This is a genomic window from Bradyrhizobium sp. Ec3.3 (assembly GCF_000472925.1).
Classification (GTDB): Bacteria; Pseudomonadota; Alphaproteobacteria; order Rhizobiales; family Xanthobacteraceae; genus Bradyrhizobium.
The window spans coordinates 90,353-106,995 of record NZ_AXAS01000029.1 but is presented as its reverse complement, the minus strand read 5'-3'; the positions used below and the strand labels follow the sequence as shown (position 1 = coordinate 106,995).

General features: G+C 63.9%; 14 protein-coding genes. 8 read left to right on the top strand and 6 right to left on the bottom strand.

The window, feature by feature from the left end; translation table 11 throughout:
- Window positions 1–41 precede the first annotated feature (41 nt).
- Window positions 42–1,346: a nicotinate phosphoribosyltransferase gene (gene pncB, locus YUU_RS0125475; RefSeq protein ID WP_027524917.1), complete on the bottom strand. Its 1,305-nt coding sequence runs from the start codon at window positions 1,344–1,346 to the stop codon at window positions 42–44.
- 67 nt (window positions 1,347–1,413) lie between these two features.
- The gene (locus YUU_RS0125470; RefSeq protein ID WP_027524916.1) at window positions 1,414–2,343 is read right to left on the bottom strand and encodes a LysR family transcriptional regulator; all 930 of its coding nucleotides are present in this window, start codon (window positions 2,341–2,343) and stop codon (window positions 1,414–1,416) included.
- 89 nt (window positions 2,344–2,432) lie between these two features.
- Between YUU_RS0125470 and pcaH the strand changes: the two genes are divergently transcribed.
- The 4 genes from pcaH (at window position 2,433) to YUU_RS56660 (ending at window position 6,230) form a co-directional block, all read left to right on the top strand.
- Entirely contained in the window at window positions 2,433–3,233 is an 801-nt protein-coding gene (gene pcaH, locus YUU_RS0125465) for a protocatechuate 3,4-dioxygenase subunit beta (RefSeq protein ID WP_027524915.1), read from the top strand.
- Between the two features lie 4 nt (window positions 3,234–3,237).
- On the top strand, window positions 3,238–3,864 hold the full coding sequence (gene pcaG, locus YUU_RS0125460; protein WP_027524914.1) for a protocatechuate 3,4-dioxygenase subunit alpha: 627 nt from the start codon (window positions 3,238–3,240) through the stop codon (window positions 3,862–3,864).
- A gap of 35 nt (window positions 3,865–3,899) precedes the next feature.
- A complete protein-coding gene (locus YUU_RS62765) occupies window positions 3,900–5,486 on the top strand; it encodes an ATP-binding protein (RefSeq protein ID WP_371260503.1) in 1,587 nt (528 codons plus the stop codon).
- Between the two features lie 201 nt (window positions 5,487–5,687).
- Window positions 5,688–6,230 carry a hypothetical protein gene (locus tag YUU_RS56660; RefSeq protein WP_245288097.1) on the top strand — a complete coding sequence of 181 codons (543 nt, stop codon included), beginning with the start codon at window positions 5,688–5,690 and terminating at the stop codon, window positions 6,228–6,230.
- A 33-nt stretch (window positions 6,231–6,263) separates the two neighbouring features.
- On the opposite strand, the gene YUU_RS0125445 is transcribed toward YUU_RS56660, so the two are convergent.
- A complete protein-coding gene (locus tag YUU_RS0125445) occupies window positions 6,264–7,166 on the bottom strand; it encodes a helix-turn-helix domain-containing protein (protein WP_027524912.1) in 903 nt (300 codons plus the stop codon).
- A gap of 51 nt (window positions 7,167–7,217) precedes the next feature.
- Here YUU_RS0125445 and pobA point away from each other — a divergent pair, with 51 nt between their 5' ends.
- The gene (pobA, locus tag YUU_RS0125440; RefSeq protein WP_027524911.1) at window positions 7,218–8,390 is read left to right on the top strand and encodes a 4-hydroxybenzoate 3-monooxygenase; all 1,173 of its coding nucleotides are present in this window, start codon (window positions 7,218–7,220) and stop codon (window positions 8,388–8,390) included.
- Window positions 8,391–8,411: 21 nt separating this feature from the next.
- On the opposite strand, the gene YUU_RS0125435 is transcribed toward pobA, so the two are convergent.
- From YUU_RS0125435 to YUU_RS0125425, 3 genes are all read right to left on the bottom strand, one after another.
- The gene (locus YUU_RS0125435; protein WP_027524910.1) at window positions 8,412–10,556 is read right to left on the bottom strand and encodes an adenylate/guanylate cyclase domain-containing protein; all 2,145 of its coding nucleotides are present in this window, start codon (window positions 10,554–10,556) and stop codon (window positions 8,412–8,414) included.
- 18 nt (window positions 10,557–10,574) lie between these two features.
- Window positions 10,575–11,243: a hypothetical protein gene (locus tag YUU_RS0125430; RefSeq protein ID WP_027524909.1), complete on the bottom strand. Its 669-nt coding sequence runs from the start codon at window positions 11,241–11,243 to the stop codon at window positions 10,575–10,577.
- Window positions 11,244–11,420: 177 nt separating this feature from the next.
- On the bottom strand, window positions 11,421–12,398 hold the full coding sequence (locus YUU_RS0125425; RefSeq protein ID WP_027524908.1) for a helix-turn-helix domain-containing protein: 978 nt from the start codon (window positions 12,396–12,398) through the stop codon (window positions 11,421–11,423).
- Window positions 12,399–12,880: 482 nt separating this feature from the next.
- Between YUU_RS0125425 and YUU_RS0125415 the strand changes: the two genes are divergently transcribed.
- The 3 genes from YUU_RS0125415 (at window position 12,881) to YUU_RS0125405 (ending at window position 16,641) form a co-directional block, all read left to right on the top strand.
- Complete coding sequence (locus tag YUU_RS0125415; RefSeq protein ID WP_027524907.1) at window positions 12,881–13,888, top strand: formylglycine-generating enzyme family protein; 1,008 nt, start codon at window positions 12,881–12,883, stop codon at window positions 13,886–13,888.
- A gap of 10 nt (window positions 13,889–13,898) precedes the next feature.
- Entirely contained in the window at window positions 13,899–15,539 is a 1,641-nt protein-coding gene (locus tag YUU_RS0125410; protein WP_051389900.1) for an arylsulfatase, read from the top strand.
- Window positions 15,540–15,621: 82 nt separating this feature from the next.
- On the top strand, window positions 15,622–16,641 hold the full coding sequence (locus tag YUU_RS0125405) for a MoxR family ATPase (protein ID WP_051389899.1): 1,020 nt from the start codon (window positions 15,622–15,624) through the stop codon (window positions 16,639–16,641).
- Window positions 16,642–16,643: the final 2 nt, after the last annotated feature.

Below are 16,643 nucleotides of genomic sequence, written 5' to 3'. Positions count from 1 at the left end.
CGCGGGGCCGTGCGCGACCGGCGTGGGCTCTCCGCGAGGCGTCAGACCAGCACGGCCTTGCGCACACGGCCGGCGTCGCCGAACACGCGCAAATACCGTTCGATCTCGGACGGCATGCCGGTCGCCTTCTCCGGATTGTCGGACAGTTTGACGGCCGGATGTCCGTCGACCGACGTCACCTTGCAGACCAGCGAGATCGGATCGAGATTGACCGAGCCGTCCGGTGGGCAGCCGACGAAATCATTGGTGAGGTTGGTGCCCCAGCCGAAGGATAGGCGCACCCGGCCCGAAAAGTGATGGTAGGTCTCCTCGATCGAGCCGACATCCATCGCGTCGGAAAAGACGAGCAGCTTGTCCCTGGGATTGCGGCCCTTCTTCTCCCACCATTTGATGATCTCTTCGCCGGCCTGGATCGGCGGTGCGCTGTCGGGGCGGAAGCCGGTCCAGTCGGCAACCCATTCCGGTGCATCGCGCAGGAAGGCCTTGGTGCCGAAAGCGTCGGGCAGCGCGATCAGGAGGTTGCCGCCATAGGTCTGGCGCCACTGGTCGAGAATGCGATAGGGCGCGAAGCGCAGCTCCTCGTCGTCCTTGGCGAGCGCGGCCGCCACCATCGGCAGCTCGTGCGCATTGGTGCCGATCGCCTCGAGATCATTGTCCATGGCGAGCAGGACGTTGGAGGTACCGATGAAGGATTGTCCGAGCCCTTCCTTCACCGCCTCGACGCACCAACGCTGCCAGAGGAAGCCGTGGCGGCGGCGCGTGCCGAAGTCCGAGAGCCTCAGGTTTTCGAGCTGGCGGAGCCGCTCGACCTTGGTCCAGAGCTTGGCCTTGGCGCGGGCATAGAGCACGTCGAGCTCGAAGCGGCCGCGGCCCTTGATCGCCGAGCGCGAGCGCAGCTCGTTGAGGATCGCGAGCGCCGGAATCTCCCACATCGTGGTGTGGGTCCACGGCCCGTGAAAGTGCAGCTCGTACTGGCCTTGGACCTTGCGCAGCTCGTATTCGGGCAAGCGGAATTCGGCGAGCCAGCGGATGAAGTCGGCCGAGAACATGTGGGTCTTGCCGTAGAAGGTGTTACCGGCAAGCCAGATCAGCTCTTTCTTGGTGAAGCGGATGGTGCGGGCATGGTCCAGCTGGGCGCGCAGCTCGCCCTCGTCGATGATCTCGGCGAGGCGCACATGGCGCGAGCGGTTGATGACCGAAAACGTCACCCTCTGATCCGGGTAAAATTCCCGAATCATCTGTAACATCAACAGCTTGTAGAAATCGGTATCAAGCAGGCTGCGGACGATCGGGTCCAGCCGCCAGCTGTGGTTATAGGTTCGGCTCGCAATATCGGTCACGGTCATGGCCGAATTCTAGCGTGGCGGATGCGGCGCAACCAGTGGGTTTGGCGGGGGGCAGGGCGCCCCCTGTTCATGCCCCAGCCGCGGTCGTCGCCACTGCCTCGAGCTGGCTGCGGATCCAGCGATGGGCCGGGTCCTTCTGGTAGCGCTGGTGCCAGACCATGAACATCGGCAGCTCGGCGAGCGTCCTGGCGCGCGAGGCGAGCGGAATGTGCACATGCGCGAAGTCGCGCATCAGGCCGTCCGCAAGCAGGCTCGGCATGCTCGCCAGCATGTCCGAGCCGCGCAGGAAAGACGGCACGCCGGAGAAGCTCGGCACTGATATCGCGATGTCGCGGTGGAAGCCGTTTGCCGCAAGCCTGCGATCGAAGTCGAGCCGCTCGTTGTCGGTATAGACCACCGTGACGTGGCGCGCGGCCAGATAGGCATTGCGCGTCGCCGGCGCAGAGCGCGCAGTTCGGTCGTAGTAGCAGACGTAGTGGTCTCGCAGCAGGCGCTTCTGCACGATGTCGATGCCGGACGGAGGCAGCGGGCTGATCAGGAGGTCGCAACGGTTCTCGCGCAACATGGCAGGCGAGGGTGATTGCGAGGGGATCACGCGCAGATTCAGACTCTTCACCTGGGCTGCGACATGGCCGAAGAAGCGCGGCAGCAACAGGTCGCGCTGGAAATCATTGGCGGCGATCGTCAGCGATAGGTGCGCCGCTTTCGGCTCGAAGGTGACGCCGCCGGCAAAGCTCCGCATCTCGTCGATCAGCGCGCGCGCCTTGGCGGCGAGCGCCTGCGCGTGCGCGGTGGCAACGATACCGCGACCGGATTTGGCGAACAGGGGATCGCCGGCGATGCGCCGCAGCTTTTTCAGCCCGTGGCTGACGGCGGATTGGGTGAGGCCGAGCCGGGTCGCGGCCCCCGTCACCGAACCTTCTTCCAGCACGGCGAGGAACAGCGACAGCGAATGGCCGTCGAGGGCCAAATGATCGATTTCCTTCATGAGATACATTATAATTCATCTATTTATCTTGAGAATAGGCCGGCGCATCCTCTCCGATAAGCCGCGCCCGACCCGGCGCCAGAGGGAGACAACGCCAGATGACCGCCCAGGCCGCTCGTATCGCAGCCGCGCAGGACGCCGCCCGCCTCAACCGCCCCGAGCCGTTCACGCCGCCGCTTGGCGATGGCGGCTTCTTCCAGCGTGACCGTTCCATCCACCCGCCGGCGCACGCGCCCGGCTACAAATCCTCGGTGCTGCGCTCACCGCGCCAGTCATTGCTTTCGCTGGAGAACTCGATCTCGGAGATCACCGGGCCGGTGTTCGGTCACAACGACCTCGGGCCGCTCGATAATGACCTGATCCGCAACTACGCCAAGGACGGCGATCCCATTGGCGAGCGCATCATCGTGCACGGCCGGGTGATGGACGAGACCGGTCGCGGCGTGCCCAACACGCTGGTGGAGTTCTGGCAGGCCAATGCCGGCGGTCGCTACCGGCACAAGAAGGACACGTATCTGGCGCCGGTCGATCCGAATTTCGGCGGCTGCGGCCGCGCGCTGACCGACGACAGCGGCTACTATTACTTCCGCACCATCAAGCCCGGCCCCTATCCCTGGCGCAACTACGTCAACAGCTGGCGCCCGGCGCATATCCACTTCTCGGTGTTCGGCTCGGGCTTTGCGCAGCGGCTGATCACCCAGATGTATTTCGAGGGCGACCCTCTGATCCCGGTCTGCCCGATCCTCACGACGATCCCGGACAAGGACGCGCTCGACCGTCTCGTCGCCCCGCTCGATCTCAACGCCTCTACGCCGTTCGATTCGCTCACCTACCGCTTCGACATCGTGCTGCGCGGGGCGCGCTCCACCTATTTCGAAAATCGCCCGGAAGGAAACTAAAGTCATGGCGCAGCCGCTCAACTATCTCAAGGAAACCGCCTCCCAGACCGCCGGGCCCTACGTCCATATCGGACTGATTCCGGGCATGGCCGGCTTCGACATTTTCGAGAAGAACTTCTCCAACGTGCTCGTTACGCCGGACACCAAGGGCGAGCGGATTACGCTGGAGGGCCGCGTGCTCGATGGCACGGGCACGCCGCTGCGCGACGTGCTGCTGGAGATCTGGCAGGCCAATGCGGCCGGCCGCTACAACCATCCGGCCGACCGCTCGGCTGGCGCACTGGACGAGGACTTTCGCGGCTGGGGTCGCGCGGGTTCGGATTTCGACAGCGGGCTGATCACCTTCGAGACGATCAAGCCGGGCGCGATCACCGACAAAGCGGGGCGCAAATGTGCCCCGCACGTCAACGTCTGGATCGTCGCCCGCGGCATCAATATCGGGCTGAACACGCGGCTCTATTTCTCGGATGAAGAGGCCGCCAACGCCGCCGATCCCGTTCTCAATCTGATCGAGCAGCCGGTGCGGCGGTCGACCCTGATCGCCAAGCGCAGCGAGCGCGCCGGCAAGGTCGTGTACTCCTTCACGATCAATCTGCAGGGACCCGAGGAGACTGTGTTCTTCGACGTCTGATAGCCCTCGATATCCACGAAGGCCGGCCTCATCGAATGGTGAGGCCGGCTTTTTTTGCTGAGGCCCCGCAGCTGATCACCGTTCCCGTTATTCGCCCGAGCCGATACGATGGCTTATTCTGGGGCCGGAGGAGGGCCATGGGAAAGCACTCTCGGGCAGGCGGGCCGAGCAAATCGGGCAGCCGCACGGCGAAGACGAAAAAGCGACGCAGCGCGCCGAAGGCGCCTCGCGCTTTCGTTTCCAGGCGGACAAAACCTGGAGCAACGCAGCTTGCTCTCGAGCTCCAGGAAGCGAGAGAGCGGCAGGCCGCGACGGCCGAGGTCCTGAGCCTTATCTCGGATGCGCCGACTGATCTTCCGCGCGTGTTCGACCGGATCGTCAGGAATGCGGCACGGCTCTGCCAGAGCGTTCTCAGCGCCGTCTATCGCAGCGACGGCGAGCGCGTTCACCTTGTCGCCTACGACCAGTTCTCGCCGGAATCGATCGCGGCGGTGCAGACAGCCTATCCGGCGCCGATCACTAGCGGAAACCTCATCTCGGTTGCCGTTCGCGAGCGGCGCGTCGTGCACGAGCCGGACGTGCTCGTCTCCGGCGGATATAGCGAATTGCAGCGGACGTCGGGCTACCGCAGCATCCTCGTGATACCGATGCTTCGAGACGAGGTCGCAATTGGCGCCATCGCCGTCATGCGGCTCGTGCCGCAACTATTCCCCAAGGCGCAGGTCGAGCTGTTGAAGACCTTCGCGGGACAAGCGGTCATCGCGATCGAGAACGCGCGGCTTTTCACCGAGGTGCAGGAGCGCACGCGGCAATTGTCGCAATCGCTGGACGAACTGCGTGCCGCCCAGGACGGCCTCCTACAAACGGAGAAGCTCGCCGCTTTGGGACGGCTCGTGGCGGGAGTCGCGCACGAGATCAATACGCCCGTCGGCACCAGCCTGACGGTCGCCTCCGCCTTCGCCAACAAGGCCAACCGTTTTGAAGCCGACGTCGCACGCGGCGATCTGCGTCGCTCAACCCTCAACGAATTCATCGCGGCAAGCCGCGAGGCGGCATCGCAGATCATCATCAACCTCAATCACGCTGTCGATCTGATCCAGTCGTTCAAACAGGTCGCGGCCGATCGCAACGTGTCGGATCGCAGGCGCTTCGATCTCGGCGAGGTCACCGAGCAGGTCGTCAAGGGACTGCGCTCCGGGCTACGCAGCGAAAATCTCCTGGTCAGGGTCGAATGCGAACCCAATCTCGCGATGAACAGCTATGCCGGGCCTTATGGCCAGGTGCTCACCAACCTCGTGATCAACTCGGCGGTGCACGCCTTTCCGGACGGCGTGCGCGGATCGGTTCATATCGCGGCGCAGGCGCTCGGCAAGGACAAGGTCGAAGTGCTGTTTTCTGACGACGGCTGCGGCATGACCGCCGATGTCAGGCGCCAGGCGTTCGATCCGTTCTTCACGACAAGGCGCGACCAGGGCAGCACCGGCCTCGGACTGCACATCGTCCACAACATCGTGACGAGCCGTCTGGGCGGCCGGATCAAGCTGGAGACCGAGCCCGGCGGCGGGACGACGTTCCGCATCATCGTGCCGCGCGAAGCCCCGCCGGAGTTCGTGGCGAAATGAACAGGGCCGGTTGATCCGGCCCCCATCCGTCACTCCATGATCGCGGTCGCGACCCCGGCACCGCGTGCGGCTCGCACGCTGTTCGCTTCAACGTCTTCGAACGCTCCGAAGACCGCGATCGGCTTTTGTTTAGACCAAATTTCGCCAAACTGGTATTGGCCCTTAAGTGCCGGGGCAGGACTGTTCAATATGGAGTCCTGCATGTTGTTTAAATCTGTTCTTATTGCATCTTTCCTTGTCGTGACCAGTTCGATCGCTGCGGAAGCACGTCCTTCCCGCACCAACACGGCACCGGAATGCAATGTGACGATGCCGTGCGACTTCTCGTCCTCTCAAGTTCGTCGCGAGAAAGTTTCGCGGGACACGCGACGAACGCACCTCGTGATGCGAGGAGCGGTCGCTGACGCTCAAGCCGCCGTGACACAGGTGAATGTTTCCGGCACCCAGATCGTCAGCGGTCGCCCGTCCGGGTGTCCGCGGAGTTTCTGCGGTTGCGGGGCGGCTCTGCACGTCTTCGGCCGGATCGTCCCGGAATTGAACCTTGCGGCCAACTGGCTGCGCTTCCCACGGACACCGCCCGCACCGGGAATGGTTGCGGCCCGACGCGGACACGTCTTCGTCTTGGAGCAACACCTGCAGGGCGACATGTGGATGGCGTATGATGCCAATTCAGGTGGTCGGTCAACGCGAATTCACGCGCGGTCGCTGCGAGGCTATACCGTCGTCAACCCGCACGCGACGTAACGGCAAGTAGGTCGTTCTCCCGCGTAGAAATCATCATTCATCGCTATGGAGCTGCGCGCGAAAAGCGCGCGGCGAACGGCCGGTCGCCGCGGCGTAGACCCGGCTGAAATAGGCAGGATCCTCGAAGCCGAGCGCATAGGCGATCGTTGACACCGGCAGGTTGGTGTAGACGAGGTTGCGCCGCGCCTCTCGGATCAGCCGGTTGAGGATCAGATGCGAAGCGGTATCTCCCGTGGCGGTGCGCGTGATCCGGTTGAGATGGGTCGGCGTCACCGACAGTGCCCCGGCATAGTCAGCAACGCTCCAGCGTTCGAGATGGTGCGCTTCGAGCAGCGCCTCGAAGCGGCGGAACAGGTCGGAATCCGCTGAGCCGCCGCCGCCGCTCGTGCCGGCGAGTTCGCGTGCCACGAGGCCGATCACCGCCGCCGACAGCGCGCGCAGCACATGCGCGCGGCCGAAGTTTCGAGCTGCGTGCTCGGCAAAGATCTGCTTCATGATGGTGCGGATCTGCGGCGTGCCGCGCACCACGGCCGATTGCGACAGCGCCGCGCGCAGCCCTTCCGAGGCGAGCAGCGCCTCGTCGAGAATTTCGGCGGCGATCGTCAGAACCCAGCCCTGGGTATCAGGCACGAAGCGGAAGCCGTGGACGTGGCCGACCGGCACGTTGACGATCTGCATCGGCTTCAGCGGCACGATGCGCCCGTCGAGCGTCGCCTCGCCGCCGCCGCGCTCGATCAGCAGCACCTGGTGCAGCCGCGCGTGGCGGTGCACGGCCAGCGTCCAATCATGCAGCACCGAGCGGGAGGCGATGGTCTCGCAGTGCACGACGTCGGGCAGATCGCCGGATTCGCCGAACAAATTGTAGACCTTGATGGCCGATGTCGAGGGGGCAGGGGGCATGTTCGAATTGTACAAGATAAAGGCCAATCCCTCCATCGGTTTGCCGCGCGAAATTTGCGAAAAACTCGTGCACGGGAGGACGGGAAAATGAAAGTTCAGGTCTGTATCATCGGCGGCGGCCCGTCGGGACTGCTGTTGTCCCAGCTCCTGCACCTGAAGGGTATCGACACGGTCGTGCTGGAGAAATACAGCCGCGACCATGTGCTAGCGCGCATCCGCGCCGGCGTGCTGGAGCATGGCTTTGCCAAGCTGATGCGCGAGGCGCAGTGCGGCGAGCGGATGGACCGTGAAGGCGAGATCCACAAGGGGTTCGAGATCGCCCATGACGGCGTGCTCTCGCATATCGACCTCCACAAGCATTCCGGTGGCAATTCGGTGCTGGTCTACGGCCAGACCGAGCTGACGCGCGATCTCTACGAGGCGCGCGACCGTCTCGGCGGCAAGGTGGTGCACAATGCCGAGGACGTCACGCCGCACGATCTGAAGTCGGACAAGCCGTTCGTGACCTATCGCGTGAACGGGGAGACCATCCGCGTCGACTGCGACTACATCGTCGGTGCCGACGGCTTCCACGGCGTCAGTCGCAAGTCGATCCCGACGGACGTATTGCGCGAATACGAGAAGGTCTATCCGTTCGGCTGGCTCGGCGTCCTGTCGCGTACCAAGCCGGTCTCGCCGGAACTGATCTATGTGAAGCACGAGCGCGGCTTTGCGCTCTGCTCGCTGCGTTCGCAGGTGCTCAGTCGCTACTACATCCAGGTGCCGCTGACCGACAAGGTGGAGGACTGGCCCGACGAGGCGTTCTGGGGCGAGCTGAAGCGCCGTTTGCCGGACGAGGTCGCGGCGCACCTGATCACGGGTCCGTCGATCGAGAAAAGCATCGCACCCCTGCGCAGCTTCGTCGCCGAGCCGATGAGCTATGGCCGGCTGTTCCTCGCGGGCGATGCCGCCCACATCGTGCCGCCGACCGGCGCGCGCGGGCTCAACAGCGCAGCCTCCGACATCTACTATCTCTATCACGCGATGCTCGCCCATTATCAGAAGGGCGACGATTCCGGGCTCGAGGGCTATTCAGCCAAGGCGCTCGCGCGAATCTGGAAGGCACAGCGTTTCTCCTGGTGGATGACGATGATGCTGCATCGTTTCCCCGACCGGATCGACTACGAGGATAGGCTGCAGCAGACCGAGCTGGAATATTTGCTCTCGTCCGAGACGGCGCAGCGGCTGCTCGCCGAGAATTACGTTGGATTGCCGTTTTAGGGCGCGCCGGCTTGCTTGGCGCTACTTGCCTTCCAGCGTATTCACCGGCGTCCAATCCGCGGCTGGCAGATTGGGGGCGAGTTCCTTGGCGCGCTTTGCAAACAAGGCTGATGGCGCATCGGTCGCAGCGAGGTGGTCGAAGCAAGTTGCGGCCTTCGCGAATTCGCGCGCCCGCCAATACGCAAGCCCCTCGGCATAGCCCATCGCCGTTTTCGCTTGCTCCGCCGTCTCCGCGCCTCGTGCGGCCAGCGGCTCATAGACCTTTATCGCCTCGTCGCGGCCCTTGACACGGACGGCATCGAGCTCGCGCCAGGCAAAACTGTCGGCGGTTTGCGCGACCGTCATTTCGGAGGCCATGATCGAGGTCGCAAAGTACTTGTTGGCGCCCTCGAGGCGCGAGGCGACGTTCACGGTATCGCTCATGACCGTATAGTTGAAGCGCCGGCGCGAGCCGATATTGCCGACCACGGCCTCACCGGTATTGAGGCCGATGCGGTGCGCAAGGCTCTCGAAGGCGGCGCGGCTGCGATTGAGCTCGTCCAGCCGCGCAGTGCAGGCAAGCGCGGCACGGACGGCATTGCGGGCGTGATCAGGATCGGCGACCGGGGCGCCGAACACGGCCACGATGGAATCGCCGATATATTTGTCGACGTACCCGCCATGGCTTTCGATGACGTCGGTCATGGCGGAGAGATACTCATTCATCAGCGCGACCAGCTCACCAGGCGCCATCTTCTCGGCGATCGCGGAGAAGCCGGCGAGGTCCGAGAAGAACACGGTGACGTTGCGCATCTCGCCGCCGAGCGCGGGCATCTTGCCGGAAGCCACCATACTCTCGATCACCTGCGGGGCGAGGTAGAGCGCAAAACTCCTGCGCAGGAAGCGTTCGTCGCGGTCGGCGATGACGAAACGGTAACCGATCATCATGGCGCTGGCGGCAAGCCCTGCAAGTGCCGGCTCGGTCAACGGCAAGGCATGCCCGCGGGCGAACAGGCTCACGGCGCAGGCGGTGTAGACGGCCATGATTGTAAGATAAGCGAGCACTGCGCGGCCCGGCGCAAGCAGGCAGGAAGCGAATGCGATGATCCCCGCGATGGCGATCGTGAGAACTGTCCGCATGGGAAAGCCGAGCTCGTTCACCGCATCGCGCTCCATCAGGTTGCGCACCACGGTCGCGTGCACGAAGACGCCGGCGATGTCGCGGCGTGCCATGGGCGCTGCCCGTGAAGGGGCGGGCAGCGCACAGCGCGGGGCGGGCGTTCCGTCATATCCACCGGCAAGACGCAGCGAGGTCAGCTTGCGATCGTCGACGTTGAGCACGCTACCGAAAATGACGACCTTGCCATCGAAGGCGCGGCGGAAGAACTCACCGTCGCCTTTCTCGACGCAGGCGCGCAAATCCGCGAAGGAAAACTTCGGAACATCGCGGCCGACGCCGCGAAAATTGAGCGTCAGCGTGTTCGGCACGGCGCTCGGTATCGCGTAGCCGGCGAGCGCCGTGCTGCCGTCCGGAGTAAGCTCGGGCCCTGCGCCGAGCGCGCGCGAGGCCAGCTCGACCGCCATCGCGGGAACCTGCTTGCCATCGATCGAAAAGCTCAGCGGCATTCGCCGGATGACGTCGTCGGGGTCGGTGTTGACGTTGAGCGCGCGGACATTGCCCTTCACCGCCAACTGCTGCGCGCGGAAGGGAAAGTCCGGACGCTCGTTGCTCACGACCGCGCCGAGCACGAGCTTCCCGGCATCGGATGCTTTCCGTAAAGAGATCAGGAAATCGCGGTCAAAGCCCTTCATGCGATCGCCGAGCGGCGCATCGGCAAAGGGAATCTCCGACTGTTCGATCGAACTGTGAAAGATCACGTCGAAGCCGATCACCTTGGCTCCGCCGTCGACCACGGCGCCAATCACACGTCCGATCTCGCGCGTCCAGGTCAGCGTCGGCGACCCCCTGAACGGGGGGGTGTCAAGGGTTTCGTCGTCGATCGCGATGACGACGACAGGTGAGGCTGCGGCATCGCGACGATCTTGAAAAAGCCTCGCGCGCAGGGCGGTCAAGATATCGAGCGAAAGCCCTTGCAGCGTGTTGAGGGGCGGCGATGTGAAGACGGCGCCTGCGAGCAGCGCGATCACGATCGCCGCTACGATGTCCCGCCTGCCGATCCCTCGCATCGCCCCGTCGCGTGCCGCCTATTCGAGCCGCAGCAGCCGGCCGACGATCGGCGCCGCGGACGAAGTCGCTTGAGCGTCGACCTGGAAGGTGTAGCGCCGCGCGCCGAGGGTCGCGAGGTAGGTGCCGCCGGGGGTCAGCGTCTTGCCGGCCTTTGCGAAGTCGTAGAACTTGCCGGCGACCAGATTATCGCTCTTCAGCGGTACGGTGATCGTCGGCTCCTTGCCGTCCGTGCGCTCGATGACCAGCGTGCTGCCGCTCTTGGCCTGGACCAGCGGCGATACGCCGTAAATCGTGGGCAGCTTTGCCGGCGCGCCCTTCGTGTCCGAGCGCACGGTGCGGAAGGTGGTTGCTGCGCTCTGGTTGGCCTCGCGCTCGGAGAGCTGCGCGGCGTTGGCGTCGCAGGGCACCTTGACTCGCTGGACGTCACCGAGCTGCACCGAGCTTTGCTCGGCGCCGACGAGGACGACCCCGCCGGTGATGGTCTCGCGCCAGCATGATTTGAGATAGCCGAGCACCAGCGTGCCCTTTGGGCCGAGCTTGATGACCTTGCCGGGCGCCACGTAGTCCATGAACTCGACGCCGTCGACCTTGCCCTGCACGTCCTCGACGATCGCGGCCGGAGTTTCGGCCCACGCGGGCGCCGCAAGGCAGAACACGCCGGCCGTGGCACCGATCAGGCGTCTCATGGGCTTTCTCATCCAATTCAAAGGTTCTGGCGTCCCCGCGTAGCAGGGGGACAGCCGCAGGAAATGTGACCAGAATCACTCTGGTTATTGGTGCACTTTATCCGGGATAGGTTCAATGCGAAGCACGCAGGGCGTGACGCCGCACGGTCGGCCGGGAAGCCCGTTTGGAGGCCGCCGTCAAAGCGGCCGATCGACGAGTTCGGCGACCGGCACGCCCAGCGTCTGCGACGGATACTCGCCGAACATCGCGCGGTAGTAATGCGAGAACCGTCCGAGCTCGTAGAAGCCCTGCTGCATTGCGACGGTTGCCACCGTCGTCGAGCCGGGAATGCTTTCGCGCAGGATCGAGTGGATGGTGCACAGGCGCTTGTGGCGCAGGAAAGTCACCGGTCCGACGCCGAACACTTCATTGAAGGCGCGGTGCAGCGAGCGACGCGGCACGCCGAGCGCGACGCAAATCTCCGAGATATGGACCGGACGGATGCCCGCTTCTTCCAGATAATCCTCGACCTTGCGGATGATCCGTCGCGCCGACGGCAGCCGCGCGTTTCCATCCGGCGGCAATGAGGACAGGACCGTCATTCCCATGCATTCGGCGATCGCTCGCTTCCAGAACTCGGCGGACGAGTCGGACAGGGCGCCGTCATGCGTTCCGAGCTGGAGCACGATCCGGCTCAGCCGGGACGCGGCGACGTGACCGACGTCGAGATCGGCGCGAAAGTGGTTCTTGTGGCGCCAGCTTTCGGGATCGGCAAGTCGCGGTTCACCGCCGAAGATCGAGGCGACCTCATCGAGGTCGAACCGCATCGCCGCATAGGCGGAGGCGCCGTGGAAGATGCCGTCATGCTCGACCAGCGGCGGCATGACCAGAACGTCGGTCGGCCGCATATCGAACGACCAGTGATTGACCCGGTCTTCGGCCGTCAGCAGCATGCCGACGATCAGCTTGTCGTCGCTTGAGATCCGTTGCGTCCGCATGCCGACGTTGAAGGAGCCGATGCTGAGCGAAAAGTCGCCGATGCCCACATGAGACAAGGTGCCGCGGAGCCTGCCGCGCCCGAGCTGCATCACGTCGACATGGGTCCCGTGGACAGCCTGATGCAGCCCTTCGAAACCGTCGAGCCTTCGCGAATCAACCAGTAGATGCGTCCCCATTCCGTGAGCGTGATGCCGAAGCGTGTTGATTCTGCGGCAAGTTGCAGTCCCCTGCCATCACGGCGGCGCGACGAGCCAACTTCCGAAGCTGAGGAAAATCTTCCTTGAATTCCACATAAAGGAACTTGGGGTTGCGCGGGGCCAATTGGAAAATCTCGCCTCACGCGTTACTGCGTGACGCCTGCACGCGACGCGTGCTGGCACGATCTGCACATCACAGCGCGCGAAAGTTGGGTTAGCCTTTGCAACCTCAACGATATTCGTCGCGATCATCCGCTGAAGGCGGATCACGCGCCGCAAGGCCGGCTGCGTGCGCAGTGACGCGCGCGCAGAGAAAAGGAGGGGAGGGGCCATCGGCTTTCTCGAACCTCCGGCAGACATGGGAACCCGACCAATGTGCCGCCTGAGACGCGCCAACCGCAGCCGTCGAAATCGCCGAATACCACTACCCTGAGGCAGCGGGAACGATGTGGAGTCTGACCATGTTGCGGGTGGACATGGATCATTGCGTGTGGCGACCGGACGACACGCGGACCGGCGAGATGGTGTTCGTCTCCGGCGGCACCTTCCTGATGGGATCCGATCACCACTATCCCGAGGAAGCGCCGAGCCACCGCGCCTCGGTCGACGGCTTCTGGATCGATCGAACGCCGGTGACCAACCGGCAGTTCAAGGAGTTCGTCAACGCGACCGGCCATGTCACCGAAGCCCAGATCGTTCCCGACGCGAAGGATTATCCCGGCGCGGTGCGCGAGATGCTCTATGCCGGATCGCTGGTCTTCTCGCCGCTCCCGCGCATCACGGATCTGAAGGATTGGAGCCAGTGGTGGACGTTCATGCGCGGCGCCAATTGGCGGCATCCCTACGGACCGAAAAGCAACCTCAGGGGGCTCGACGATCATCCGGTCGTCCACGTCTCCTATAGCGATGCGCTCGCCTATGCGCGCTGGGCCGGCAAGGACCTGCCGACCGAAGCGGAATGGGAGTTCGCCGCGCGCGGCGGGCTCGACGGCGAGGAATTCGCCTGGGGCAACACGCTGACGCCGGGCGGCAGACACATGGCCAATATCTGGCAGGGAAGCTTCCCTGTCCAAAACCTCGGCGAGGATGGGTTCGAGCGTACCTCGCCGGTCATGGCCTTTCCCCCGAACGGTTACGGCCTCTACGACATGATCGGCAATGTCTGGGAGTGGACCTCGGACTGGTGGTCGCCGAGGCATCAGGCCGACGCGGCGAAGCCCTGCTGCATCCCGCTCAATCCGCGCGGCGGCCGCGAGGAGGCGAGCTTTGATCCATGTCAACCAAGCATCCGGATACCGCGGAAAGTCTTGAAGGGCGGTTCGCATCTTTGCGCGCCGAACTACTGCCGCCGTTATCGCCCCGCTGCGCGTCATGCGGAACCGGTCGACACGTCGACGTGCCATGTCGGATTCAGGTGCGTGGTGCGGATGCCAGCTTCTGCGCCCTCACCGCTGCCTTCTGGAAAGTAGCGAGTGCCAAATGGATGACGAAGTCAAAGACAAGGGCAAGGCTGCGGCAAACTCGGCTGTCAGAAGCCGGAGACCGCTGCTTCGCGGCCTGCTTACAGCGGCTCTGGTCGCGACAAGCCTGTCTCCCTTCGTCAAGTCGCCTGCAAACGCACAGCAGCCGACTACGGCAAAACCCAACATCCTCGTCATTTTCGGCGACGACGTCGGTCAGTCCAACATCAGCGCCTACACGCGCGGGCTGGTCGGGTACAAGACGCCGAACATCGACCGCATCGCCAATGAAGGCATGATTTTCACCGACTACTATGCGGAGAACAGCTGCACGGCCGGCCGCTCGACGTTCATCACGGGTCAGGTTTGCCTGCGCACCGGCCTGTGCAAGGTCGGTATTCCCGGCGCAGCGGTCGGCTTGCAGGATCGCGACGTCACGATCGCACAGGCGCTCAAGCCCCTTGGCTACGCGACGGGACAATTCGGAAAGAATCATCTCGGCGATCGGGACGAATATCTACCGACGAAACACGGCTTCGACGAGTTTTTTGGCAACCTCTATCATCTGAATGCGGAGGAGGAGCCGGAGCGGCCCTATTATCCCAAGAACGATACCACCTTCACCAAGAGCAACTCGCCGCGTGGCGTGCTCAAGGCCTCCGCCGATGGCAAGATCGAGGATACCGGGCCGCTTAACCGCAAGCGCATGGAAACGGTCGACGACGAGACGACGGCGGCGGCGATCGATTTCATGCAGCGGCAAGCGCGGGCCAACAAGCCATTCTTCACCTGGATGAACACGACGCGCATGCACGCGTTCACCCATGTGCGCGCATCGATGCAGGGCCAGAGCGGCATGCCGGGCAATGAATACGCCGATGGCATGATCGAGCACGACGGCGACGTCGGCAAGCTGCTCAAGGCGCTGGACGATCTCGGCATCGCCAACAACACCATCGTCGTCTACACGACCGACAATGGTCCCAATCAATGGTCTTGGCCGGACGCGGCGACGACGCCGTTCCGCAGCGAGAAGGACACGAACTGGGAAGGTGCGTTCCGCGTTCCCGCCATGATCCGGTGGCCCGGCCGCATCAAGGCCGGCGATGTCTCCAACGAGATGGTTTCCGGTCTCGACTGGTTCCCGACGCTGCTCGCCGCGGCCGGTGATGCCGACATCAAGGATCGGCTCCTGAAGGGTACCGATCTCGGCGGCAAGACCTTCAAGGTCCATCTCGACGGCTACAATCAGCTGCCCTACCTGACCGGCCAGCAGCCGAAGTCGGCACGCAGCGAATTCTACTATTTCAACGATGACGGCAACATGGTCGCTTATCGCTATAACGACTGGAAGATCGTGTTCTGCGAGCAGCGTGAGCCCGGCGGTTTCGTGGTCTGGGCCAACCCGTTCACCTGTTTGCGCGCACCGAAGGTGTTCAACCTGCGGATGGATCCTTTCGAGCGCGCCGACATTGTGTCGGATCAATATTATGACTGGTTCGCGAAGAACGCCTATCTGATCCAGTATGGTGTCTGGCGCGTGGCGCCGTTCCTTCAGACCTTCAAGGAGTATCCGCCAAGCCAGCGGTCGGCGAGCTTCAGCATCGATCAGATGATCGATGCGCTGATGAAGAGCCTCGACAAGACGGCACCGAAATAGCCAGCGAGCACAAGCGCTCCGGCCACCGATCCGGACGGCCGGAGACCATTCTCATCGGCGGACAGCCATGCCTGATCTTAGGATGAACCGGCCGCAAACCGTGACAGAGCCGGGAAGCACGACGAAATCGGCGGCCCGTGATTCCGTGCTCGAGCTCAAGTCGCGCATCGCAAAGGCGGTGCTGGGCCAGGATCACCTGGTCGAGAGCATGCTGATCGGCCTGCTCGCCAATGGCAACATGCTGATCGAGAGCCTCCCCGGCCTCGCCAAGACCCGCGCGGTCAAAACTCTTGCAAAGAATCTCGCGGCCGATCTCTCGCGCGTGCAATTTACGCCGGACCTGTTGCCGTCGGATGTGACGGGTGCGGAGATCTACGTCCAGACCGACAGGGGTGGCCAGTTTCAGTTCCAGAAGGGGCCGATCTTCGCCAACCTCGTGCTCGCCGACGAGATCAACCGCGCGCCGGCCAAGGTGCAGTCCGCGCTGCTAGAAGCCATGGAGGAGCGCCAGGTCACCGTCGCCGGCAAGACCTACAAGATGCCCGATCTGTTCATGGTGCTCGCGACCGAGAACCCGATCGAGCAGGAGGGTACTTACCCGCTTCCCGAGGCGCAGCTCGACCGCTTCCTGATGCACGTCGTCATCACCTATCCCGACGAGGCGATCGAAGGCGAAATCATCGCGCTCAATCGGGCCGAAAACGCCCAGAAGCCGAAAGACCACGCAGCCGAGCCGCCGCCGATCCCGCAACAGGCGATCCTGGATGCGCGCGGCGAGATCGACGGCATCTTCGTCTCCGATCTCGCGCAGAAATACATGGTCGACGTGATCTACGCGACGCGCTTTCCCGGCCGCTACGGCGAGCCCCTGAGCAAATGGATGCAGGTCGGCGCCAGCCCGCGCGGCAGCCTCGCGCTCGACCGCTGCGCCCGCACCCGGGCCTGGCTCGACGAATACGACTTCGTGACACCCGATCATGTCCGCGCCGTGATCCATGACTGCCTGCGGCACCGGATCATCCTCAGCTACGAGGCGGTGTCGCAGGGCGTTACGCCCGACCAGGTGATCGACAAGATCACTGAATTGGTCGCAGCAGCCTGAGG

Excerpts from the sequence above, each read along its gene's own strand:
- pncB (WP_027524917.1), bottom strand. The coding sequence starts at position 1,346 with ATGACCGTGACCGATATTGCGAGCCGAACCTATAACCACAGCTGGCGG.
- YUU_RS0125470 (WP_027524916.1), bottom strand. The coding sequence starts at position 2,343 with ATGTATCTCATGAAGGAAATCGATCATTTGGCCCTCGACGGCCATTCG.
- pcaH (WP_027524915.1), top strand. The coding sequence starts at position 2,433 with ATGACCGCCCAGGCCGCTCGTATCGCAGCCGCGCAGGACGCCGCCCGC.
- pcaG (WP_027524914.1), top strand. The coding sequence starts at position 3,238 with ATGGCGCAGCCGCTCAACTATCTCAAGGAAACCGCCTCCCAGACCGCC.
- YUU_RS62765 (WP_371260503.1), top strand. The coding sequence starts at position 3,900 with ATGGTGAGGCCGGCTTTTTTTGCTGAGGCCCCGCAGCTGATCACCGTT.
- YUU_RS56660 (WP_245288097.1), top strand. The coding sequence starts at position 5,688 with ATGTTGTTTAAATCTGTTCTTATTGCATCTTTCCTTGTCGTGACCAGT.
- YUU_RS0125445 (WP_027524912.1), bottom strand. The coding sequence starts at position 7,166 with ATGGAGGGATTGGCCTTTATCTTGTACAATTCGAACATGCCCCCTGCC.
- pobA (WP_027524911.1), top strand. The coding sequence starts at position 7,218 with ATGAAAGTTCAGGTCTGTATCATCGGCGGCGGCCCGTCGGGACTGCTG.
- YUU_RS0125435 (WP_027524910.1), bottom strand. The coding sequence starts at position 10,556 with ATGCGAGGGATCGGCAGGCGGGACATCGTAGCGGCGATCGTGATCGCG.
- YUU_RS0125430 (WP_027524909.1), bottom strand. The coding sequence starts at position 11,243 with ATGAGACGCCTGATCGGTGCCACGGCCGGCGTGTTCTGCCTTGCGGCG.
- YUU_RS0125425 (WP_027524908.1), bottom strand. The coding sequence starts at position 12,398 with ATGGGGACGCATCTACTGGTTGATTCGCGAAGGCTCGACGGTTTCGAA.
- YUU_RS0125415 (WP_027524907.1), top strand. The coding sequence starts at position 12,881 with ATGTTGCGGGTGGACATGGATCATTGCGTGTGGCGACCGGACGACACG.
- YUU_RS0125410 (WP_051389900.1), top strand. The coding sequence starts at position 13,899 with ATGGATGACGAAGTCAAAGACAAGGGCAAGGCTGCGGCAAACTCGGCT.
- YUU_RS0125405 (WP_051389899.1), top strand. The coding sequence starts at position 15,622 with ATGAACCGGCCGCAAACCGTGACAGAGCCGGGAAGCACGACGAAATCG.